Raw genomic sequence first — 23817 nt, 5'->3', positions numbered from 1 at the left:
CAGGCCGCGTTGCAACCCGATATTTCTAAACTACGGCCTGCACTGTTCTGGGACACCAGCATTGATAAAATAAACTGGCAGCAACAGAAACGCGCCATTATACAACGGGTTTTTGAACGCGGCAATGATCGTGAAAAAAAGGAAATAACCCGCTTTTACGGACAAGATGCAATTAACCATGTATTAAAAAATAAAAAAGCAAGCAGCTAATGCCGGATACTTTACATTGGGAAACGGTTACCCCTCCATTGAAAGCGTTGCTCATGCAATTAATGGAAAACAACCTGTTCCTTCCTTTCCACCTGGTGGGCGGTACCGCACTTAGCTTACAGCTTGGCCACCGTATTTCTGTAGATATAGACCTGTTTACCGACGCTCCTTATGATACTATTAACTTTGATGAAATAGACTGCTATCTGCGCCGGCATTTCGTTTATGTAAGTACCCCTCTATCCATTCCCCTTGGCATGGGGCGTTCCTACTTTATTGGCGCTACTGAAGCTGCGGCTGTTAAGCTGGATCTGTATTATACTGACCCATTTATATATCCCGAAATGGTTGTTGACCATATACGTATGGCTGCCCTGGAAGATATTATAGCTATGAAAATAGATTTGATACAACGTGGAGGCCGTAAAAAAGATTTCTGGGATTTGCACGAGATCATGGAACAATATACTGTTCAAAAGATGATTGGTATTCACCGGCAACGGTATTTCTACAACCATAATACAGCACAGATCCGTGCTAACTTAAAAGATTTCACTATGGCAGACGATGATTTTGAACCTATTTGCCTACGGGGCAAACACTGGGAGATCATTAAGCTTGAAATCATAAAATCTCTTCTATAAAAAAAGCCCTACAGTATTGCTACTGTAAGGCTGCGTATTAATCTATGCATGGTTATGGTTACAACCCTGGAACGTTGTAATGCGTATAGGTGGTAAAGCCCAGGAAAGTATTGTCGTTGGGTACACCCAGCGGATCCTGCAGGCCTCTTAAATAACCCAGGTTGCCGGTTTTATAGTAGCTATAAGCCACCTCTGTTCCGGGAAACACAGGACTGGAAGTAGTACAGTAGTTACAGCCGGTGCTGCCGTTGTAGGCAGCCCGCATAAAATCGTACCCTTTGCTGATAAGGTTGGAGCTGTATGTCCAGATGCCGTTATCGCCCTGTATTCTCGCCAGCTCCGCTGCATAGGCAAACGCAGTTAAGGAGTATTGGAAGTGCACACAGTCCTGGCGGTCGCACAGCTCCGGTATAGAACCATCTGATTTAATAATGACCGGCAGGTATTTTACCAGGTCGTTATAGCCATTCTGGAATACCGTTGTGCTGTTCAGGAAAATGCCGATAGCCATTTTTGCATAAGCAGCAGATGCGTTCCAGTTGTTGTTGTAAACCGGGCACTTATTGATGTAATTGTTCTTTACGTTATTCAGGTAGTTATTGAATTGGTTAATGTCGGCGGCAGACCAGCCGGAAGACCTGCCAAAAGGTTTGTAGTAACGCAGTATTTCCGCTGCTGCTACAAAGCTGGGGGTGGTCCACGATGCTTCCAGGGCAGGTTGGTTAGGGTTGGTGCTGGAATTTAAGAGCGCGTACTTCTGAAAGGTGTAAGACCAGCCGTTCAGTATCTGGATGGCCTGTTTGGCATAGGTATCTGTACCGGTTTTTGCCCACCTTAATGCCAATGCATAGGCTAGTTCCGCATTGCTGCGGATCTGGCTTTTGGAGGGAGAGGTAGCGCCGTTGGAACCTACTACTACCGTGGCATAAAAGGAGGTGGGCACCGAATGGCTGTTACAGAAGTCCAGCACTTTCTGGTAAGATGCCAGGCGGCCTGCATCGCCGCCATTAGCCTGCCCGCCAATGTAATCCAGGCTGGTTTGTGTGTTTAACACGCCGGGATGTACAAACGATGTAATGGCCGGCGCAGCGGCTGCCACCGGGCTTACATCCATTTTATCAACTGCCTGGTTGCTGACGTGGGCTCCCGGCTTGGAACAGCTAAACACAGCTGCTACCGACAGCAATAAGGGAATGCTGCGCAAACGGGAATTCATGTGTTGCTTCATAAGAAAAAAGAGGGATTTGTGTTGGTTAGAAGAATTGGTTTTGGTTATAAAGAATGATTACATACAGATAGGACGCTGCAATATCAGTGGCTGTTATTCAGTACAATTTTTCTGCGGTCGTGGAACTTTACAAGTGCGCTCGTAATTTTCTCTAAGTTAATAAACCTGTTTAATATTTACAAAAATATTTATTTGCAATCGTTTGTTAATAGATAATATCAAAAATAACTGCTGAATTACGCGGTTAAATGAAAATCAGTCAACAACGTGTTTCCGGCTGCTGTATAACCACATTTAAAAGAAGGCCTGAATTATTTTTTTATCTTACAGGCTTTTTATCTAACAACCTCTTATCTGTTATTGTAGTTATGAAAGTTTTAGTTACCGGAAGCGCCGGCCACCTGGGCGAAGCATTGGTACGCACCCTGCTGGATTTAAACTATGAAGTAATAAGCCTGGATATACTGGCCACACCTTTCACTACCCATACCGGCTCTATAACTGACCGTGCGCTTGTAAAGCAATGTATGCAGGGAGTTAAAACCGTTTTCCATACCGCAACGCTGCATAAGCCCCATGTTGGCACCCATAGCATGCAGCAATTTATTGACACCAATATTACCGGCACCCTCACTCTGCTACAGGAGGCCCTTGCTGCGGGTGTGGAGCGCTTTCTTTTTACCAGCACTACCAGCGTGTTTGGCGATGCCCTGGTGCCGCCTGCAGGCGAACCTGCCGCCTGGATAACGGAAACGGTTACACCGGCGCCCAAAAATATTTACGGGGTTACCAAAGCAGCGGCAGAAGATCTTTGCCAGCTGTTTTACCGCAATTACCAACTACCCTGCCTGGTATTACGCACCTCCCGGTTTTTCCCTGAAGAAGATGATAATAAAGGCATGCGCGAAGCTTATGCGGATGCCAACCTCAAAGCCAATGAATACCTGTTCCGCCGCGTGGATATTGAAGATGCTGTGAGCGCGCACATTGCCGCCGCCAGCCGTGCCGGGCACATTGGATTTGACAAATTCATCATCAGCGCTACCACGCCATTCCAGCCACACGACATGCCGGCGCTCCGCAATAATGCCCCGCAGGTAGTGGAGCAGTACGTGCCCGGCTATGCCGCCCTATATGCACAGCGGGGCTGGCGTATGCACCCCGGTATAGACCGTGTATATGTAAATAAAAAAGCGCGTGCAGCATTGGAATGGCAACCCAAACACGATTTTCATTCGCTGATGGAACGCCTCAAAACAACAGATGACCTGCGCAGTTCCCTGGCCAGGATCATAGGCAGCAAAGGCTATCATGCTACCACTTTTTCCGAAGGTCCGTACCCGGTACAACATTAAAAATAAAAGCCGCACCTGTTAAGTGCGGCTTTCGTTTATACTGCAATGTTATATCCCTTATGAAACGGCGTCTTTACCAATTACGGTCCAGTCGTCGTTGCCGTGCCCTTTCTCAATCCAGCGGTCCATTTCTTTGGCAATGGCGGGTATTACGGCTAAGTGGGCGCCGCCTTTTGCTGCTGCTTCCATGAAAAGGCCGGTATCTTTCCTGGCCATGTTCAGCTCCCAGGATGGCTGGTCGTATTTGCCGCCTGATATGCGTTTTAGCCGGGCAGGTAGCATGGCCGCGGGATTCCAGGAGTCGAACAGGGTAAATATATCACTTAACGGCACCTGCAATGCTTTAGCCAAAGAAAGTGTATCTGCAATACCTGCGGTAAAGCTTACCAGGAAAAGATTGCCAAGCAGCTTCATCGCAGCGGCCCTTCCTTCTTCCGGTCCAAAGTTGATCACCTTGCCGGTCATTTTGGATAAGGCAGGCTCCAGCTTGCCGATCACCTCCTGGTTGCCGGACACCAGCATATACCCGGTACTTTCCAGCGCATTTTGCGGGCCCATAAATACCGGTGCATGCAGGTAAGTAAAACCGCGCTCCTTCCATTCCTTTGTTCGCTGTATGGCGCCTTCTGCAGAAGTGGTGGTATGGTCTACGATAACGGCGCCGGGTTTTAAACCTCCGCTGGCCTTCGCCAGCACCTCATTCACGGCGGCATCGTCCTTCACCGCAAGGTGTATAATATCCGCGCCCCGCACAGCATCGGCTGCGTCTGCAAATGCCTTTGCGCCTTCCGCTTCAAGCGCGGTTGCTTTGGATGCAGTTCTGTTCCAAACCTGCACCTGGGCGCCCTTCTTTATCATCGCCCTAACAAAATTGGCTCCTAAAAGCCCCATGCCTAAGAATGCTACCATTGTTTTTCTATTTGAAATAAAGATAACAAATAGTTCAGAGCATAGGTAGCTCCTGGTTGGTATATTTATACCGCCGATATAGAGGCCGATGCCGGCCGAGATTGAAGCGCTCCTGCAATATACCGACCAGGTTGCGGAAATACATAATACGCTGCGTATAGGGGTGCCTGTTACACACTGCAGGTAGCCTGTACCGGGCTTAGTTTTTATTGTACACTGCCGCAAACTCCTGTGCAAAAGTTTCCAGCCGTACCGTACCAAAAGCCTGCTGCCGGTGTTTGTGGTAATCATCAAATAAAATACCTTCCCTTATGGCTATCCCGATTTCTATTACATATACCCGGGCCATTTCTTCCGTTAACCCGTTCTGCAGCATGGCCTGCAACATAGCTTCGTCCGGAAAACTTATCCAGCGCAGCTCCGGCTTACCTATAGCCTGGCCCAGCGCAGCCGCTATTTCAGCGCCATTCTTTTCATCACCTGCTACATAGCGTACCTGCCTGCCTGTAAAGGCGCATGCATTCAGCGCTTCCGTTGCCGCCGCTGCAATGTCGGCGGGATGTGACAGCACCATATTCACTCCTGCATCAAAGTTATTGCCGATAATATGCTGGTGCTTTACCAGGGGAATGGCCCCCAGGAAGTTGGTATAAAACATCCCTGGACGCAGGTGCAGCACATGTGTATCTTTTAACGTGTTCAGCAACTGTTACCCGGTGGCCTTTTGCTGCCAGTGCCCGGGTAAGTGGCCGGCCTATATTACCAAGCGATCCTGTAATAATAATGTTCATAATTGCTGTTTGGATTTTAATGCTGTAAAATTAGATTTATACTTACTTTTATACTAGTACTTACCCTAAAGTATGTAACCATGACGAAAGTGAAAGAGCGCTCCACCATACAGGAAAACAAAAAGGCGGCGTTTGAAGAATGTCCCGTAACATATGTTATGGAAAAGATAGGCGGCTACTGGAAACCCATTATCCTGTTCCAGCTGCTATCAGGCAGTAAACGATACAGCGATCTACGGAAAGCCGTTCCCGCCATTACAGAAAAAGTGCTGATTCAGCAGCTGAAGCAGCTGGAGGCCGATAAACTGGTGCTCCGCAAGGCCATGCCGGTAGTACCGCCGCATGTTACCTACAGCCTTACCAAATCGGGTATGGGTTTAAAACCTGTATTATATGCCATGGCGGTATGGGCAACGGAGGACAGTAAAGAAAATGCCAAAGTCTTTCGCCGGAACCTGAAAAATTTCCCGGGAATGGGTTAACGCCTGCTTATACAGCATTAGTTGCTGCTTAGCTTCTTATAAAGAAGGTCAAGCTGTGCATAATCTGTCATTATACCAGGCGTAGTGCTTTTGCCCAGTATCATTATCTGCCGGCTGCCGGGATTATAAGGCTGCCATGCCGGTAACCCCGGCCCGTTAGGATTGCCGGTACGTGCAAAATTGGCCCAATAGGCTAACATCGTTTTTTCCAGCTCATAGTCTGCCTGCTCCCAGGGGCGCTGCACAAACTGCAGGTTGCCGTATGCATACGGCACTTCGGCAGTATGAAACGCGCCGTATTTTACATAGCCGCCTGTAGCCGGCGGCTTGCGGGTAAACCGGTATACATACACTTTACCTCCCTGCCTGCTTTGCATGTTAGCCCAGGTATAATTCTGCACGCCGAATATTATATCGCGCGACAGCTTCAGCTGCGAAATAGCAGCTACAGAGTCGTTGGTTGCGGGATAAAACCGTAAAAAAGCAGCAGCATCCGCACCATAGCGGTCAGCAGCTTCTTTCTTAAATCCTGCGGCGCTTTTAACAGGGTTGAATAAAAGCCCCTCATCCTCATTCCAACCGGTAAGCAAATCGACCTTATTTTCCCGGTGTTGCCTGAATATGTTTGCAATCGCATCGGGCAGCACGTAGCCGTCAATTACCGGGCCCCGGAAGCTGTATGTTTTTTTCAGCAGCTCCGTGGCCGGCAGCGCGCGCAGTCCGCTGATATTTTCTATATGCAACGACTGCATCAGGCGCTCACCTTCTCCCTCTGCGCGTTGTAACGGCGTATAGTCGTTGGTGAAGCTGGCGCCGCTTTCCGCAATAGCCCGTTGAAACAACCCTTTGGCCAGCGGCGATGCTACCAGGCAGTTCACGCTCATGGAACCGGCCGACTGCCCTGCTATGGTTACATTTCCGGGATCGCCGCCAAACTTTTCAATGTTCTTATGCACCCATTTCAATGCAGCTACCTGGTCAAGCAGGCCGTAGTTGCCGGAAGCATGCTCCCGCGATTCTTTTGTTAATGCGGGATGCGCAAAAAAGCCAAAAATGCCTACACGATAGTTAGCGCTCACAAACACGATCCCTTTTTTAGCCATGGCCGCTCCGTCGTAAATAGGCACCGCGCTGCCGCCGCTCACAAATCCGCCCCCATATATCCATACCAGTACCGGGCGCTTTTCTGAGCTGCTTTTGGCGCCGGTCCATACATTCAGGTACAGGCAATCTTCACTGATGGGTTGTTCGGGGATCAAAAACTCCTTTGACCACATGCTGAACGGTACGGGTTTATTTTGCATGGGGCTGGGGCCGAACCGTTCGCACACCTTTACGCCGTTCCATGGAGTTACCGGCTGCGGCGCTTTCCAGCGCAGCTCACCCACCGGCTTTGCAGCAAAGGGAATGCCTTTAAAAACATGCATATCGCCGGCCGCATCTACTGTGCCGCTTATATAACCGCCTTCTACTTTTACCTTGTCAAAATCACCTGCAACATGTACATCTGCCTTAAAGGCACAAACCATAAGTGAAAGCAGCCACACCGAAAAACAAACAGATGGGTAATAGATTTTCATAACGATTGTGTATTAATATCATAAGTGGTTACTCGATCTCAATATCGTACCTGGTTAAAAGCCCGGCTATACCTGGGAGCGAAAAACGGGCTTTCTTCAGCCGGTTCATTTCCGGGTCAATAGTGTAATTGAAGGCAGTGCGGAAATCTGTTTTTTCCAGCAGGGTGTTTTCAAAAACAGCCCTGGTAAGATCGCAGCTGTCGAAAACAGCATTTGTAAGATCAGCCCCGGTAAAATCGGCTTCCTGCAGCTGCGTGTTCCTGAAAAGCGTGCTTTTCAGCTTTACTTCAAAGAATGATGCATGATGCAGCAAACAATTGTCAAACCTGAGCTCCAGCCCAAACTTATTACATTCATCAAAGCGTAGTCCCAGCATTTTACAATCTTTAAAAACAATATCCCGGAAGGCAGTGTTTTTCAGGCTGGCCAGGCTAAGGTTACAGCCGGTAAAGTCGCAATCCAGGAATTTTATGCCGGAAAGGGACGAGTTGGAAAAGTCGCAGCTGATGAACTGACAGTTTTCATATTCGCCGGTTTCGAGCGGGCTGGCTGAAAAATTGCGCTGCTCAAAGGTTTGGTCTGTTATTAAAGGCGGCTCCATTGTTTTGCTGGCTTATACTTAAAGATACCAAGAAAGGCGGGATAGACTGAAAATAAGTTAACTTCATTGGAGATTTGTCGCACAGGCACGCCTAAACGGCGGCCGGCACAACCAAAACAACAAGAAATGATCACCGGCTTAGTTATATTGCTCCTGCTGCTGGCTACCGGCCTTTTATACATATACCGCTGGAACATTGTACACCCGCTTAAAAGCGGGGTTATTCAACTGGATGGCCTGAACCGTAAATTTGTTTACCATGTACCTAAAAAGCTTTCTCCCCATCCCAGGCTTATTATCCTGTACCATGGTACGGGCATGGTGGCGCCGCTGATGCAAATACTCACCGGCCACGAATTTGATGAGCTGGCCGATCGTGAGCAGCATACCATTATCGTATACCCACAAGGATATAAAAATAACTGGAACGACTGCGGCAGGCAGGCGCCTTATGCGGCCAGGCGGCTGCACCTGGATGATATTGAGTTCACAAGGCAGATCATTGATTATTTCAGCAGCCGTTACCAGGTAAATACGCAGGAAGTGTATGCAGCAGGTTTTTCAAACGGCGGACAAATGGTGATGAAGCTGGCCAGGCAGCAGCCGCAATGGTTCAAAGGCTTTGCAGTGATCAGCGCCAGTATACCCGTAGAGGTTACGGATGATTGTGCGGACGCGCGCGGGCCGGTTTCCCTGCTGTTGATGAATGGCCAGAAAGATCCTATTAATCCATTTAACGGCGGCACTATTATACTGAACGGTAAGAACTACGGCGATGTAATGAGCACCAATGCTACGCTGCAATACTGGCTGGGGGTAAGTGGATGCAGCACGGAGGCTGCCGCTACCACTGCTTATCCGCCACCGCAAACAGGCCGGCAGGCCACCGCGTATAAAACAGATTATTATTCCCCGGTTACCCGCAGGCAGGTAAGCTTTGTAAACATTCTCGATGGCGGCCACACCATTCCCAACCGTAATTTTCACATTACAATTCCTATCATGGGACATATCAATAAAGATGTAGACGCCCCTGCTATTATATGGGAGTTTTTTGCGGGACTGCAATAACAAGGGCTAAAAAAAAAGCTGCACGATAATATGCAGCTTCCTTTTGCAATGAATTAGGCGGGGTTATGCTCAGTTAGCTTCTGTATACTTCTTGAAATTATCCAGTATTGACTGCCAGCCGGTACGCTGCATTTCAACGGGATTGGTTTCTTCCGCTTCAAAGCTTTCTTCTATTTTAGTGCTGTTGCCCTGGGGTGTAAAAATCACGTCTACTTTGCGGCCGTCACCCATAGTATAGCTGATGCGTTCATGCGTTACCACATTGTCATATACGCCGCCAAAGTCAAATCCCCAGCTGCCGTCTTTTGCTTCCATCCTGGAGGAGAAAGTACCGCCTGTACGTAAATCATTCTCTGCCCGGGGGGTATGCCAGTCGTCTGATGCGGCGTTCCATTTCATGATATGCTCGGGTTTGGACCAATATTCCCATATTTTTTCAACCGGGGCATTTACAGTAGCGCCTATTGTAATAACAGTTTTCTTTTGTGTTTCCATTTTCTTTTAAGGTTTATGGGTGAAAGTGTTTTGTTTATGATGCAAACATCCGACAATTCAGCAACATGTGTGATACGTAAATACGACTTTTAAGAGGGGGATTTTGCAAGCCATCGTTTATTTATTCCGCCAGGCCTAACGGCGAAAAAGCCACAAACAAGGCTACCATAGCCAGTAGCAGCAGCACGGTGTACAGGTGCCGCCTTTTCCAGGGCTGCAGGTCTACCACATTATTCCATTGCTGTACAAACGGCTCCCTGCGGGGGTACAGGGCGCCTACTATCAGCATCAGCAATACTGTGAGCACAAATAAAACAGCCAGTACATGCAGGAAATGCGTGCCGGTATCTACCAGCAGCTGTGAAACAGAATAAGTAACAATAAAAAACGTGAGCCCGATTTTTGCGGCAATAGCCGGCATGCGTTTATGCAGCAGCCCTACGATGAGGATTGTAAAAATAGGTACGCTGAAAAGGCCGCTCACCATTTGCAGGTAGGTGTACAGTCCCTGCTGTGCAAAGGCAATAAAGGGCGCAATAACCATTGCCACTACACAAACCAGTATTTCAAACCATTTGCTTGCCCGTATCAGCTGGCGTTCGCTTACCGGCGCCTGGCGCCATGCTTTGAATGGCTTGTACAGGTTCAGCACAAACAGGGTGCTGGTACTGTTAAGGCCTGCATTGAAAGTGGTAAGCGCTGCGCCAAAGGTGATAGCTGCTATAAAGCCGGTAAGTATGGGAGAGCAAACATCGTTTACAATTTTTGGAAATACTTCTACCGTGTTTTGCAGGTGGGGGTACAGCTGCACGGCAATTAAACCGGGAATGTTCAGGAGCAATGGCGATATTATTTTGCCCAGGCAGGCTACTGCAATACCCTTCTGGCTTTCGGCCAGGTTGCGGGAGGCCAGCGCCTGCTGCACAATATATTGCTCGGTGCCCCAATAGTACAGGTTCACCAGTAACATACCGGTAAAAATGGTAGAGAATGGTACTGCGTCATGCGGGCCGCCAATGGAATTGAAATGATCTCTCCGGGCCGCCAGCAGCACATCAAGACCGGTGCTTACAGAGCCATGGCCCAGGTATTTCAGCGCAGCATAAGGCAGCAATATGCCGCCGGCAAACATTCCCATTCCCAGTACGGTATCTGAAATAGCCACGGCCTTCAGTCCTCCCAGCACCGTGTACAGGCAGCCGATAAGCCCAATGAACCATACCAGCATCCAGATGGTTGACCAATAACTAATGTGCAGGGTTTCTGATACACGGAACAGGCCATTAAAGGTAACAGCGCCGCTGTATAGCACAGATGGCAGCATGTTCATAATATAACTGACCAGGAAAATCACCGACACAAAACGCTTAGTGCCGGTATCATAACGTTCTTCGAGAAAATCAGGGGTAGTGGATATGCCGCTGCGTAAATACACCGGCATAATAAACTCAGACACCAGTAGCATAGCCAGTATGGATGACATACCCCAGGCCATTACGCTCATGTTATTCGTATATACCAGCTCGTTCTCGCCAACGAACTGCACTGCGCTGATGTTTGTAAAGAACAGCGCGCCGCCTACTACCAGGAACCCCAGGTTGCGGTTGGCGAAAAACAGGCCGGCGGCAGTTTGCAGGTTCTCCTTCCGGGTTTTGTACCAGGAGATTAGTGCTACCGCCACGGTAACCAGCAAAAAGCTTAGTAAGGCGCCAACATTCATATGGTCACAGCGAGTTACGTCTGATCAGCTTCGTGGGCAGCACCTCATGCACCGGCTCCCGGTCAAGGATTGCACGGGCTGCCCGCTTGCCCATATCGCTGAAGCTGACGGAATAGGTAGTAATACCATTGCCTACGAGCTCTTTCACCGGCTCGTCATTGTGTGAAAGGATGCCAATGTCCTTGCCTGGTTTTATTTTTTTTGCCGCGCAATCCCGTAAAAGATTCCACAGCTCTGCATTCTCATTCACATAGTACACCACTCCCTTCTCAACGGAGCCTGGCTCATATTCCCGCAGCACCTTGCCTTTAATGCGGTACTTTTGAATGAACCGCTGAAAGGAACGCACAATCTCGGGTGGGAACAGGGAGTCGGGGTTGTGAAAAAATATCATCCGGTCATATTCCCTGATCTCATTTGCCAGCTGCTCAAAAACCGCGTAGGATGATTTTTCAAACTCCTGTACTACATAGTTGAAATCATCCCCTTCCAGCGGTTCATAACGGTCAAATATCAGCAGCTTCTGGCGCGGTACAGTATTCAGCAGCTGCCTGGTGCGGGGATGGTGAATGGGGGAAATCACATACATACCGTAATGGCGGTTCTTCACCAGGGAGAACATGGTTTCAAACACCTCTATATTACCGTGATGGAAGAAAACATCCAGGTGCACATTATCTCCCAGCTCGTTACGGAAGCTGCGGTAAAACTGCTCCTGGAAAGTATCAATGGTGTACATAAGCAATGCTACTTTGAGCGACTGCCGGGTATTGTCATCTGCAACATAGTAGCCCAGGCGGTTCTTGGACTCAATAAGGCCGCGGCTTTGCAGCTCGCGGTAACCCTTGATCACCGTTTCACGGGCATATCCCAGGCCGGAGATCATGGCGTTCACAGAAGGCAGGGGATCGCCCACGCAAACAAGCTTCTCATTAATAGCATTAACGATGCCTTCCACAAAACGCTCATGCTTTGAGTAAGAAGGTACATCATCCAGCTCCTGTATCTTTTCAAGAATTGCTTTCATTCCTGCATGTAATTTGTCCTTGGTTGCCTCCCTGTTATTCTACCGCTTCCAGCTCCAATATACGGCTATGTAATTTGGCAGTAGTAAAAACATCGAGCCCTACTTTCATCAGGTAATCCCCGGAATAAACCTTGCCGCTAAACGCTTCAGCGGCATTGTCGCCCGGCATGAGATTGATTTCCCTGACGCGGTACTTTCCCTGCGGGTCCAGCCCCTGGCACTGCACCGGCAAAAGGTTCTCTCCAAAACGGGGGTAAATATCATACGCGTATAAAACCGCCTGCCGGCGCGATCTGCTCACGTACATAACTGCAGTATGATTACCTTCATACGGGGAAACAAGCCGGTATAGATCGCCATTGAAATTAATATTTTTCACCCGATTATAGGTAGCCACTGCCGATCTGCAAAAAGTTTGCTCCCGGGCGCTTAATTCCTTCACATTGATGTCGAAACCCAGCTTGCATTGCATGGCCACATCCACCCTGAATTTAATGCTGGCATCATGATTCCAGCTGGTTACGTGCGCTGCCATGGCTTTGGAAGGGAAAAACTGCGAATAGCCCCATTGAATAAACAAACGCTCCACGGGGTCGGTGTTATCGCTGCACCAGAATTCAGTGAAGTAACGCAATCCTTCATAATCTGTGCGGCCGCCTCCGCCGGAGCAAAGCATCATGGGCAGGTTTGGATATTTAGCCTTAATGCGGTCCAGCACTTTATACAGCCCCCGCACATAATCCACGTACAGGTTATTTTGCCGCTCTTTCAGGTAAGGCGAGTAAATATTGGTTATGGGGCTGTTGCAATCCCACTTCAGGTAGGCCAGCTGCGGGTTTTCGGTCATTAAATGATCCACCACGTTAAAAACGTGGTCCTGTACTGCAGGATTGCTCAGGTCCAGCACCAGCTGGTTACGGTAATAATAGCGCTCGCGGTTGGGCAGCATAATCACCCAGTCGGGGTGCTTTTCAAAAAGCTCACTTTTGGGATTCACCATTTCCGGCTCTATCCAGATGCCGAATTTTACATTGTTACGGCTGGCCGCTTTTACCAGCGCGGGCACGCCGTTAGGCAGCTTGCCGGTGGTAGGCTGCCAGTCGCCCAGGCCCTGGGTATCGTTGCGGCGGGGGTATTTGTTGCCAAACCATCCGTCATCCAGCAGGAACATATCAACACCCAGGTATTTGGCTTCTGTGATCAGTGAGTCCAGCTTCTGCTCATTGAAATCAAACCCTGTAGATTCCCAGTTGTTAAGCAGGGTTAGCCGGTCGCCCTGCCCGTCCTTAAGCTGGTAATTACGCGCCCACCGGTGCAGGTCGCGGCTGCCTTTTCCAGTGCCGCTGTTGCTCAACGTAAAGATAAAGGCTGGCGTGGTAAATACCTTTCCGGGATCTAACGTATAGTCAGAAGCATAAGGATTGATGCCCGAGATCACCCGCAGGTTGTTTTCATTATCCACTTCAAATGTAAAGCGGAAGTTGCCGGTCCAGGCCAGGGTGCCCATTAGTACCTGGCCGTCATTTTCACGGGGCGCTTCGCCCAGGCCTACGGTGAAGAAAGGCGATACATGCAGGTCGGCCCTGGATCCCAATTTTGAGTCAATCACTTTTTTGCCAAAGTTCAGCGGCGCAGTACTCATGCTCGCTTCCTTAGCCCAGTCGCCGCTAAACTCCGTGAGGAAGTAGCGGGCGCGTTTCCAGTACAGCATAGACGATGCATAACGGCTGATGCTCACCGGCCGCTTTTCATGGTGGCTGATCTCCGTCCACGACTCAATGATATTATCTTTTGCAAAGGTGCGGTAGCAGAGCTTCACCTGCACGGGGTACAAAGCGTCTTTCAATGTGATAACCGTTTCCGTAACATCATCTGATACTTTCTGCACATTATGTGAAACGTACTGTAATACCGTGGTCAGGTTACCATCGTTATGCCGGATGGCAAATGCCGGTTCAAAAAAAGTTTCCGTACCGGACACAGGGTACGCCTCCCATGCCTGCCCGTCGCTGCGCGATTTCAAAGTAGCTGCCAGGTGGGCGTACTCACCGGGGTCTGACAGGCGGGGTCCCAGGTAAAGCTGGTAAAGGCAGCCGTTCTGCGCGGTTTGCAATACCAGCTCTGTTTCATTGGTAGCAATGTGAATGGTTTCCGATTTAACGGCTGCGTGGGTTACAACAACCAGGAAAAACAAAATTGTCAATAGCTTCTTCCTCATGGATATGATTTATTGCCAGCTTATTTAGCGCTGATTTTTAAAAAACGAACGTCTTTTGCGGGAATGCCGATGGCCTGCGCCGCATCAATATCAGTATGGGACCAGAGATCGCGCACGCGGTAATGCCTGCCGGGTTTCAGTCCCAGCCTTTCCAGCGGCAGCTGCATGCTGCGGCTGTTTGCTGTATAGTTGAAAACAGCATAGTAGGTATTGCCCTGCGCATCTGTTAACGTGAACTGGTCTTCCGAGCGTTCGCCGGTTCCTTCTACCGGGCGGAAGCTGCGGCCCATAGCAGCAGCGTTCACTTCTGCGTTGGTCAAGAACTCTTTGGCTTTGGCTTTTCCCTCTTCGCTGCCGTTTTTGCTGAAATCGTCGCCGGATATAAACAGGCCGGTGATAACGGCAGAGGTTACACGCGCGCGGTTCTCGCCTTCAGATGCTTTTTGCAGCACCACATGATCTGCATCGTTGAACTGGTAAATATGGGTAATCCACCAGCCATAGGAAACTGCATTGAGCGTGTATTCCGTGTCTTTGATCTTGTTCCATGCATCGCAGGCTATGCGGCGCGACTGCGCGTACTGCGCGGGGAAAATGGGTGCAATGGAAAGGTTGATGTACATGTCGCCAAAGTATTTGTCCAGCAGCTGCATGCCATAGTTATAGGCGGCAATGCCGGATTTTATTTTGGGATTGTACCACTTATCTGCATTAATAGCGCCATGCGCCATGAAATCAACCTTCACATACTGGAAGCCGCAGCGGCGAAAGAGTGCAGCCACTTTTTGCATGCGCTGCTCAATGGCCGGGTGGGTAGGATCAATGGCATAAGCGCCATCCAGCTCCTGGGGTTTGCCATGGGCGTACAGGTAAACATCTTTGAATTTATACTGCGGCGCTTCCTTAATTACAGCATCCGGGTGTTTACCCCAGTCTGTAAAAGGTGTCCAGTAAATGCCTGCCATCTGGCCATTGGCTTTACAGTGCCGCACAAAATCTTTCAGCTGCTCTTCGGTAAAACGGTCCCAGCCCGAGTCCAGGCCAATCACCACTTCACCATCACGGTTTGCAAAATGGTGCGGCTGCAGGTTTTCATGGAAAAAGTCCGACACTTCCAGCGCTTTCTCGTAGCTGATCTTGAACTGTAATACGCCCCAGCTGTTCCATCCAACCGGCATGGCCTTTTTCCAGGGCCTGCGCGGCGCAATCACGGCGTTGGCAGCCCCATAGGCTTCCATACCGGTGCGCCAGTCGCTGAATACACCCAACATTACTTTCGGGGATTTGATGATGTGCCCTTCCAGTGCGCCATGCGGCAACAAATCACGGGTAGTGGAGTCTGCAGCACCGCCGTAGCAGGTAAGCGTGTATGCGTTTCCATTAGCAGCCTTGCTCATAATAACGGCCGACTTCCAGAAGCTGTGCTCTACAGAACCTACCACCAGCCCTTTGCGGGTATCGCCATTAAATACAGCCGTGGTTTCGTAGCTGGTAAGGGTAGTAAAATCCAGCGGGTGCGACTGAAAGCGGATCCATTTGTCGTTGTCAAAAGGTATGAACAGGGCACGGTTGTTTCCGTTGCCCAGCATTTGTGTCATATCTTCCAGGTTAACAGGCGCCATGTAGTTGGAGGCTATGCTGCCCGAAGGCGCTTCAAGCGTAAATTCCGTGAGCAGGTAATCTTTGCCGGGATATTGGTAGAACGACTGCACCAATGTGGGCAGCTTTTCATCACGATAAGTAACGTGCGCCAGCGAACCCTTGCCGAATGCATCGTTCAGGGGCTTTACCGTCAGCGCATTGTGTGCGTAATCTTTTGTGGTAACCAGCTGCCCGTTCAATTTATAGGAAGCATACAGCTGAAGGTTCACATTGCCCGCAGCCCTTGTAAGCCGCAGGGTTTTGCCTGTCTTATCATACACAATTTTCCAGCCGGCCGGCGGAGCTGCATTTGCTGCAACCGCCAGTAAAAGCACGGCCACCGCTATTATCACAAGCGGGACAATTCTTAATATCTTTCTCATAATAATGATAAAAGCAGGTCCATTGCAATAGACAACGGACCTGCTTCTTTTAAAAATGACGATTAGTGATAGCCAGGATTCTGATCTGCTGGTGTAATATCATCGTTCAATTTCAGTTCCGTATCAGGAATGGGCAGCAATGTATTGAAATCCTGTATGGTATTGGATTGCTGCGTCCATTTGTTACGGGCCTTAACCAGCTGCAGGTACTTGCCGGTGCGGATCAGGTCAATACGGCGCCAGTCTTCCGCAAACAGCTCGCGCATACGCTCGTCCATAATAGCCGTGCGGAAAGCTTCCTGCGACATGGCGGCCCAGCGCTTGTCGGCCGGCAGCGTGCCGCCCCAGGCGCGGGTGCGTACTTCATTCACCACATTAACGGCATCGCCCGTACGGTTCATTTCGTTGAGGCACTCCGCATAGCAAAGCTTAATATCGCCCAAACGAAGCACCGGTATATTCTTGCCGGAGTTCCACATGTTATTGATCTTATTATCCGTATGCTTGTCTGTACGGAAGTCTTCATATTTTTTCACGTGCGGCATCAGCTCGTCATAGTCGTTGCCCAGGTCTTCCCACAGTACCGGGTCCAGGGTAGGTGTTTCGCCGTAGTAGGTAAAATCATAGCGGATAGCTTCCCACCTGCGCTGGTCGCCGGATTCCCATACGCCGCCGCTATCTACAGAAGAGTAAGCATAATGCGTAGGCACGATCTTATCATAACCGGAATAATAGCAGCCGTCGCCAAAGAAGGCCTGCACGGCGCGCGAGCCTATCTGGAACTGTATCTTATTGTTATTGGGATAGATGGGGCTGAACTGGAATTCCAGTATAGACTCCGCTGTATTGGGCTTGTTATAGTCCCAAAGGTCCTGGTAAGGCACCAGGGAATAGTCGCCCATCATTTTTTCAAAGCAGGCAGCCGCTTTTGTAAAGTCGCGCAGGCCGGTGCTTTCAGGCGCCGACATATACGCCTTGCCTAACATAGCCCATGCTGCGCCGGAAGTAGCGCGGCCCGGGTCATTGGTTTTGGGGCAATTATCCGCCGCGCGTTGCAAATCGGCGATTATGAAAGCCCATACATCTTTCAGCGGCTGGCGGCGGGTACCCAGTTCCGCTTCACGATCCAGGTCGCGGATGGGAATTTCGCCCCAGTACATGGCCAGCTGAAAATCAAGGAAACCGCGTACAAAGGAGGCTTCGCCCAGCAGCTTTGCTTCGCGCGAGTCCGGCGTAACAGTGCCGGAGCCAAGGCCTTTAATGATCCGGGCGGCTTCATTCACAATGGGCCAGCGGATGTTCCACTGGTTGGCAATGTGGTTGAGCGTAGAGTTCAGGTTACCATCGTACCGGTCCAGGCCGCCTTTCGCGGGATCGCTCTTCATCTGGAAAGCGCCCTGCTGGGTTTCATCGGTGCCCATCATCATAATGAGGCCCTGCTCATCGGTACGAACAGATTTCCAGTTGGCGTAAATGCCTTTAAGGCTGGTTTCTACCAGGTTTACATCAGAGTACACCTGGCTTTCATCCAGCTTTGTCATACTCTTTTCATCGAGAAATTTGCTACAGGAGGCGGTGAACATTGTCATTCCCGCTACCAGCGTCCATATTATAGTGCGTTGCATAATAATTAGCAGTTGAAGTTTAGAAACCTACATTCAGTCCGAATACATACATTTTTACCGGGGGATAACCATAGTCGCCGGTTTCCGGGTCCATGCCCTTGTATTTTGTAATACAAAGCAGGTTAGAGCCGGTTACATACAGGCGCAGGTTGTTCAGCTTCCAGGCAGTGAGCATTTTTTCCGGCAGGTTGTATGACAGCGTAAGAGCCGACAGGCGCAGGAAAGATGCATTTTGTATGGCATAATCCAGGTCTGACGGGTTGTAGCGGTTATAGCTGGTGTTGGCAATCACGCGGGGAATATCCGTGTTGGTATGTTCCGGTGTCCAGCGGTTCAGCAGGTCTACAGAAGCCATGCTTTCGCCAACGCTGTTTATCAGGCCTTCGTAGTAGCTGCTGATCTTTTTAGCGCCATAAGAATAGGTGAACACTGCGTTCAGTCCAAAAGCCTTGTAGTTAAGATCCGTGGAAAAGCCGCCATAGAACTTGGGATCTGTTTTAGCCACCACGGTTTTGTCGTACTGGTCTACTACCCCATCCGGCGTACCGGCGGGTCCTGAAATATCACGGGCAAAGAGATCGCCCGGGTTCACGGTTTTACCGTTGTAGTTCAGTCCTTCCCATTCCCTGCGGTTAGATTCCTGCGCAATACCGCCGGAAACGAGCGTGTAAATGCCGTGCAGCGACTGGCCCAGGAATATGTTGTTTTCACGCTGTATCACATTCTCGTTGATATTGTATATCTCGGTAGCATCGCCGTACAGGCGGGTTACCTTGTTCTTTACAAAGGCGATGTTGCCGGACACTGACCAGTTGATATCTTTCTTCTGAATAACGTCGCCTGTTACAGAAAACTCCATACCCTTGTTATTCACACGCCCGATATTCTCCCATTGCTGTACGTAACCATAGGTGGAAGCCAGGGAACGGTTCAGCAGCAGGTTATCGTTATTGATATAGAAGAAGTCTGCGGTAACGGTTAATCTTGATCTGAACAAACCCATGTCCAGTCCAATGTTGCTCTGCTTCTGCTTTTCCCATGTAATATCCGGGTTACCACGGCGGCCGTCATTCACGATCAGGGCGTTGCCGTTATCGATCTTTGAGCCGTACAGGGTTTGGAATGCATAGTTGCTGATGTCCTGGTTACCTACAACACCATAGCCTGCGCGCAGCTTCAACTGGCTGAACAGGGATATGTTCTTCATAAAATCTTCACTGGTCACATCCCAGGCAGCGGATATAGAGGGGAAAATGCCCCAGCGGTTCCCTTCTGCAAAACGGGAAGAGCCGTCATAACGCGCTGTTGCTGTTAAATGGTATTTGTCTTTGTAGGTGTAGTTCACACGACCCAGAACAGAAAGCAGCGAGTAGGCATAGAAGTCGGAGCCCAGCACTGATTTTTCCACGGCAGCAGCGCCGCCCAGGTCGTGGTAAGATAATTCGTCGCTGGCAAAGCGGTCGCCCTGCGCCAATGTATAATTGGATTGGCGCTTGCTGGCGCTGGTACCTACCAGGGCAGTGAGCTTATGATCATTGGCAATGGTGGTGTTGTAAGTAATGGTATTGTCCCATTGCCAGTAAGTATCGCTCCACCTTTCATGTTTGGCGCGGGAGTCGCCGTTGTAGTGGCGCACTGCTTCCTGGATGTTATGCGGCGTAAACTCGAACCAGTCCTGTGCGCCATAGTCCAGTGAATAGCTGGAGCGGATATCCAGTCCTTTTATCGGTGTAATATCTATATAGTTGGCGGTAGTAATGCGGTTACGGGCACGGTTGCGCTGAATAAGCAATGAGTTAAAGGGATTGAAGTCATTATTATTCTGCTCTCCGTGTGAGCGGTAGTAAATAGTAAGGTAATCGTAAGTATAGCGTGTAGCCGGATCACGATAAGGATCATAATTCAGCAGCGGGTTGGCATTCAGGGCCTTGCCGTATACATCGTCAGAAGGAATATCGTCGTTGGTACGTGTAAAGCCGGTGTTGGTGCCTACTTTCAGCCATTTCTTAATATTATATTCCGCATTAAAACGGCCGGTATACTTATTCTGTTTGGTATTTTCCACCACGCCTTTGTTGCCTGCATAGCCAAGGCTCAGGTAAAATATGCCCCGATCAGATCCGCCGGAAAAGCTCACAGCATGGTTTTGCTGTAAGCCGGTGCGGGTTACCTGGTCCAGCCAGTTATAGCTTTGTTTCTTGTTGTAAGTATCAAATTCCTGGTCGGAGAAGGCAATGTTTGTTTTCATCAGGGTGTTATCGATGTAGTCCTGGCGATCAGCATCCGGATGATCCTTCATATAGCCGTTGGCATAGGCATCTGTACGCAGCGCAAACAGCTCCTGTGCATTCATGGTTTTAGGTATGCGCGTAAAGTCGGAAACACCGAACCAGCTGTCGTAGGTCACAAGCCCGTCGCCGCCCCTGCGCTGGCCTTTTTTGGTGGTGATCACTATTACGCCGTTGGCGCCGCGGGAGCCGTAAAGCGCTGTTGCAGATGCATCTTTGAGCACCTGTATAGAAGCCACATCGTTTACGTTGATGGAATTAAACCCGCCCTGGTTATTTTCCATTACCACGCCATCCACTACATAAATAGGGGAAGATCCTGCGTTGATGGTATTGATGCCGCGCACCCTGATGGTGGCGTCGTCGCTGGGACGGGTGCCGTTGCTCACAAAAACACCGGCAGCATTGCCCTGCAAAGCCTGGTTGATATTGGTGGCAGGCCTTTGCAGCAATTTTTTAGAGTCTACTGTAGCTACTGCGCCGGTAAGGTCCGTTTTTTTCATGCGGGCGCCTACCACCACTACTTCATCCACATTAGCGGTGGCCTGCTGCATTTTTACATTCAGCGGAGCAGAACCGGTGAAGGGCACCGTTTGTGTTTCAAAACCTAAAAAGCTGAACTCCAGCGCGCCGTTTGCGCCGTCTGTATTCAGTGAAAAAGCACCGTGGCTGTCTGTAACGGTACCGGTTTTAGTACCGGTTAGCTTCACCGATACACCGGGAAGCGGCTCTCCTTTAGTGTCGGTGACATTACCGGAAATCTTGCCACTCTGGGCAAAAACGGGCACAACGCCGGTTAGCATAGCTATGATGGCAAGGAGCAAACATAGCCTCCTGGAAGCATTTCTTGTATGCATAACGTGAAGCATAAAGTGTAAAGATTCTTTTTTAATGATAGGTATAATGTCTGTTTGTATCCCCCGATGAACGTGAAATTGCATTTCGAACCTGTCCCCATTACACAAAGCGATTCCTGCACAGCGGCAACCCGCTGCTTTGAGCCTCAGTTTGTGGATTTTGATTGGTTTGGTCTAGTCTGTTCTACTGAACAAATATAGTGTTAGTTTGGGATAAACAAATAATATTTTTGACAAGCGGGATTTGAGGAACATTATGAAGCGCCCGCGTTATGATATTATTTTCTGCAACTGTGCAAAGGATAATGGCGGTAGTAGAATGGTGCTAAATGTACGGCAGACTGGGGCCACGTGGTGCATTTCTATCCTTGGGGCATTAACAAAATACTTCCCGGCACTTATTAAAATTTAAGAACCGGGAAGTAGCATACTTTAATAGCTAACGATGGCTGGGGGCGTTACAGCTGCATGCCGCCGGAAGCCTCAATACGCTGGCCATTTACCCAGCGTGCATCTTCCGTGCAGAGGAAAGCCACCACACCGCCAATGTCTTCAGCTACGCCTGGCCGGCCCAAAGCTGTAACACTGCTCACGAATTTCTGCAGCTCTTCATTATTACGTAAATGGCCGCCGCCAAAATCCGTCATGATAGCACCAGGAGCAACTACGTTTGCACGAATGCCTCTTGCACCCAGCTCTTTGGCCAGGTAGCGGGTAAATGTTTCCACTGCGCTCTTTAAAGAAGCGTACACCGATGATCCGGGAACAGCAATACGTGTAAGCCCCGAAGAAATATTTACGATACCGCCCCCGTCGTTTATTGCCGGAATAAGCTTTTGTGTTAAGAAGTAAACGCCTTTAAAATGCACGTTCAGCAGGTCGTCAAAAAACGCCCCGGTTACATCACTGACAGGACTGTAACCGCCTTGCCCCGCATTATTCACCAGGAAGTCAAAGCGATCAGCGCCGAAATGAGTACTTAAAGTTGTATTAAGCTGGTTTGCAAAGCGGTCGAAGCTTTCGATAACGCCGGTGTTGAGCTGCAACGTTGCAGCCTTTTGCCCCGCTGCCTCAATTTGCGCTGCCACACGCTGCGCATCCTCAGCCCGGTTGTTATAAGTAATGATAACGTCCAAACCTTTTTCGGCCAGCCTTAAAGCCATGTCCCTGCCTAGTCCGCGGCTTCCGCCGGTTACCAGCGCTATTTTGTTTTTCTTTTCCATTGCATTTGTTTTTTGCAAAGTTATATGATGAAGCAGGGCAACGGTTTGCTGTAATCAATCGGTTATTTGTAAAAATCAAATATTTGGAAAGAGAAGATGCCGGGAGCGCTACTTTAGTTAAGACCATTGCCTGGCTGGCAGGTGGTTATACACGAACAAGTTGTGGCTATCGGATTAGCGCTGGCGGCCCCTTCAGCGGTAATGACCCCAGTAATGCGGCAAACAACACTATTTCTTTCGGTTAAAGAGCTTTGTTTACATAGGACTGCAGTTCAGGTACTGCTGTCTGCACACCAGTTGGCAAACCCTGTTTGCATAGTTTTTGTGCTGGCTTCAGAAAGAAAGCCATTATGCACCTTTCCGACATCATAAAAGAAACGATCAGCAGGAATGGCCCTATTGCTTTCCATGATTTTATGGAAACTGCCCTGTATTACCCCGGGCTGGGCTATTACACTTCTGACACTGATAAAATTGGTACAAAGGGGGATTATTATACCAGTACGAACCTGAGCGCTGTTTTTGGCGCCATGATCGGACGCCAACTTGAAGAAATGTGGGATTTAACAGGGCGGGGACCATTCACCATCGTTGAATATGGCGCCGGAACAGGTGCACTTTGCCATGACCTGCTGGATTACTTAAAAAACAATCCGCCATTTTATGAGCAACTGCAGTATTGCATTATTGAAAAAAGCCCGTTCATGCGCAGTAAAGAAAAAGCACATTTATGCGGGAAGGTTAGCTGGCATGATTCCATTGCCGAAATAGGTGATGAAATAACCGGCTGCATATTATCCAATGAACTGCTCGATAATTTTTCCGTTCATGAAGTTGTTATGGGCAATGAACTGATGGAAGTGTTTGTGGGCTATGATAACGGGTTCTTTGAACTGCTGCAGCCGGCGTCGCCTGCACTTAAAGATTATTTGCAGCAGCTGCATATCACTTTACCAACAGGCTTCCGTACAGAAGTTAATCTACAGGCCATAGAATGGATCAGTGAAATTGCCCGGTCGTTAAAAAAGGGATTTGTGCTAACCATTGATTACGGCTATCCTTCTGCTGAGCTATACCGGGAATACAGGTGCAACGGTACACTTATATGCTATCATGAACACCGGGCAAATGACAATCCCTACCATCACATAGGGGAACAGGATATTACCGCTCATGTAAACTTTTCCGCATTGCATCACTGGGGTGTAAAAAATGGATTGGAATGCTGCGGGTTTACGGATCAGGGTTGTTTTTTGCGCTCCCTGGGACTAATGGATTATTTAAGAGCGATCGAACAAAATAGTGTTGACAACGGCCTTGCAGGCCCTGAAAAGGCAATAGCGATCTACAACCTGCTGAACGACATGGGCGCCAAACTGAAAGTTTTCATCCAGCAAAAGGGATTGGCCGCCCAACCGCTCACTGGTCTTGCACTGGCCAGGATGCCTGTTTAGAAAGGTCTGCCATCA

At 49.3% G+C, this 23817-nt stretch carries 19 protein-coding genes; 6 read left to right on the top strand and 13 right to left on the bottom strand.

Annotated features, from left to right (window positions below; all coding sequences use genetic code 11):
• Together VFS25_RS21520 and VFS25_RS21515 are read left to right on the top strand one after the other, a co-directional pair.
• Window positions 1-210, top strand: a 210-nt coding sequence (locus tag VFS25_RS21520; RefSeq protein WP_326464243.1) for a DUF6922 domain-containing protein, incomplete at its 5' end; no start/stop codon positions are given.
• Window positions 210-854 (top strand): nucleotidyl transferase AbiEii/AbiGii toxin family protein, encoded by a 645-nt coding sequence (locus VFS25_RS21515; protein ID WP_326464242.1) that lies wholly within the window; start codon window positions 210-212, stop codon window positions 852-854. The genes VFS25_RS21520 and VFS25_RS21515, both read left to right, overlap by 1 nt.
• 58 nt (window positions 855-912) lie before the next feature.
• On the opposite strand, the gene VFS25_RS21510 is transcribed toward VFS25_RS21515, so the two are convergent.
• Complete coding sequence (locus VFS25_RS21510; protein ID WP_326464241.1) at window positions 913-2082, bottom strand: alginate lyase family protein; 1170 nt, start codon at window positions 2080-2082, stop codon at window positions 913-915.
• A 368-nt stretch (window positions 2083-2450) separates the two neighbouring features.
• Here VFS25_RS21510 and VFS25_RS21505 point away from each other — a divergent pair, with 368 nt between their 5' ends.
• Window positions 2451-3437 carry an NAD(P)-dependent oxidoreductase gene (locus tag VFS25_RS21505; protein WP_326464240.1) on the top strand — a complete coding sequence of 329 codons (987 nt, stop codon included), beginning with the start codon at window positions 2451-2453 and terminating at the stop codon, window positions 3435-3437.
• A gap of 57 nt (window positions 3438-3494) precedes the next feature.
• Here the strand turns inward: VFS25_RS21505 and VFS25_RS21500 are convergent, their stop codons facing one another.
• Both VFS25_RS21500 and VFS25_RS21495 read right to left on the bottom strand, forming a co-directional pair.
• Window positions 3495-4346, bottom strand: coding sequence for an NAD(P)-dependent oxidoreductase (locus VFS25_RS21500; RefSeq protein WP_326464239.1), 852 nt, complete (start codon window positions 4344-4346; stop codon window positions 3495-3497).
• A 199-nt stretch (window positions 4347-4545) separates the two neighbouring features.
• Complete coding sequence (locus VFS25_RS21495) at window positions 4546-5052, bottom strand: hypothetical protein (protein ID WP_326464238.1); 507 nt, start codon at window positions 5050-5052, stop codon at window positions 4546-4548.
• Window positions 5053-5217: 165 nt separating this feature from the next.
• Between VFS25_RS21495 and VFS25_RS21490 the strand changes: the two genes are divergently transcribed.
• The gene (locus VFS25_RS21490) at window positions 5218-5619 is read left to right on the top strand and encodes a helix-turn-helix domain-containing protein (RefSeq protein WP_326464237.1); all 402 of its coding nucleotides are present in this window, start codon (window positions 5218-5220) and stop codon (window positions 5617-5619) included.
• 17 nt (window positions 5620-5636) lie between these two features.
• Here the strand turns inward: VFS25_RS21490 and VFS25_RS21485 are convergent, their stop codons facing one another.
• Both VFS25_RS21485 and VFS25_RS21480 read right to left on the bottom strand, forming a co-directional pair.
• Window positions 5637-7199, bottom strand: coding sequence for a carboxylesterase/lipase family protein (locus VFS25_RS21485; protein ID WP_326464236.1), 1563 nt, complete (start codon window positions 7197-7199; stop codon window positions 5637-5639).
• 28 nt (window positions 7200-7227) lie between these two features.
• Window positions 7228-7800 (bottom strand): pentapeptide repeat-containing protein, encoded by a 573-nt coding sequence (locus tag VFS25_RS21480; RefSeq protein WP_326464235.1) that lies wholly within the window; start codon window positions 7798-7800, stop codon window positions 7228-7230.
• Window positions 7801-7926: 126 nt separating this feature from the next.
• Here VFS25_RS21480 and VFS25_RS21475 point away from each other — a divergent pair, with 126 nt between their 5' ends.
• Window positions 7927-8871, top strand: a complete 945-nt coding sequence (locus VFS25_RS21475; protein WP_326464234.1) for an alpha/beta hydrolase family esterase — start codon at window positions 7927-7929, stop codon at window positions 8869-8871.
• 69 nt (window positions 8872-8940) lie between these two features.
• Here the strand turns inward: VFS25_RS21475 and VFS25_RS21470 are convergent, their stop codons facing one another.
• The 8 genes from VFS25_RS21470 to VFS25_RS21435 form a co-directional block, all read right to left on the bottom strand.
• A complete protein-coding gene (locus VFS25_RS21470) occupies window positions 8941-9366 on the bottom strand; it encodes an SRPBCC family protein (protein WP_326464233.1) in 426 nt (141 codons plus the stop codon).
• Between the two features lie 121 nt (window positions 9367-9487).
• Window positions 9488-11086 (bottom strand): solute:sodium symporter family transporter, encoded by a 1599-nt coding sequence (locus tag VFS25_RS21465; RefSeq protein ID WP_326464232.1) that lies wholly within the window; start codon window positions 11084-11086, stop codon window positions 9488-9490.
• 4 nt (window positions 11087-11090) lie between these two features.
• Complete coding sequence (locus VFS25_RS21460; RefSeq protein WP_326464231.1) at window positions 11091-12113, bottom strand: GntR family transcriptional regulator; 1023 nt, start codon at window positions 12111-12113, stop codon at window positions 11091-11093.
• Between the two features lie 34 nt (window positions 12114-12147).
• Complete coding sequence (locus VFS25_RS21455; protein WP_326464230.1) at window positions 12148-14331, bottom strand: alpha-galactosidase; 2184 nt, start codon at window positions 14329-14331, stop codon at window positions 12148-12150.
• Window positions 14332-14351: 20 nt separating this feature from the next.
• On the bottom strand, window positions 14352-16355 hold the full coding sequence (locus tag VFS25_RS21450) for an alpha-galactosidase (protein ID WP_326464229.1): 2004 nt from the start codon (window positions 16353-16355) through the stop codon (window positions 14352-14354).
• A 62-nt stretch (window positions 16356-16417) separates the two neighbouring features.
• Window positions 16418-17980, bottom strand: coding sequence for a RagB/SusD family nutrient uptake outer membrane protein (locus VFS25_RS21445; RefSeq protein WP_326464228.1), 1563 nt, complete (start codon window positions 17978-17980; stop codon window positions 16418-16420).
• A gap of 19 nt (window positions 17981-17999) precedes the next feature.
• Window positions 18000-21125, bottom strand: coding sequence for a TonB-dependent receptor (locus VFS25_RS21440; RefSeq protein ID WP_326464227.1), 3126 nt, complete (start codon window positions 21123-21125; stop codon window positions 18000-18002).
• Between the two features lie 458 nt (window positions 21126-21583).
• Window positions 21584-22348 (bottom strand): SDR family NAD(P)-dependent oxidoreductase, encoded by a 765-nt coding sequence (locus VFS25_RS21435; protein WP_326464226.1) that lies wholly within the window; start codon window positions 22346-22348, stop codon window positions 21584-21586.
• A gap of 350 nt (window positions 22349-22698) precedes the next feature.
• Between VFS25_RS21435 and VFS25_RS21430 the strand changes: the two genes are divergently transcribed.
• Window positions 22699-23802 (top strand): class I SAM-dependent methyltransferase, encoded by a 1104-nt coding sequence (locus tag VFS25_RS21430; RefSeq protein ID WP_326464225.1) that lies wholly within the window; start codon window positions 22699-22701, stop codon window positions 23800-23802.
• The last annotated feature ends 15 nt before the right edge of the window (window positions 23803-23817 follow it).

The sequence above is a fragment of the Chitinophaga sp. genome (assembly GCF_035761305.1).
In the GTDB taxonomy this organism is placed as follows: Bacteria; Bacteroidota; Bacteroidia; order Chitinophagales; family Chitinophagaceae; genus Chitinophaga.
The sequence above is the reverse complement of the archived record's forward strand: the minus strand, read 5'-3'. Positions and strand labels throughout refer to the sequence as shown.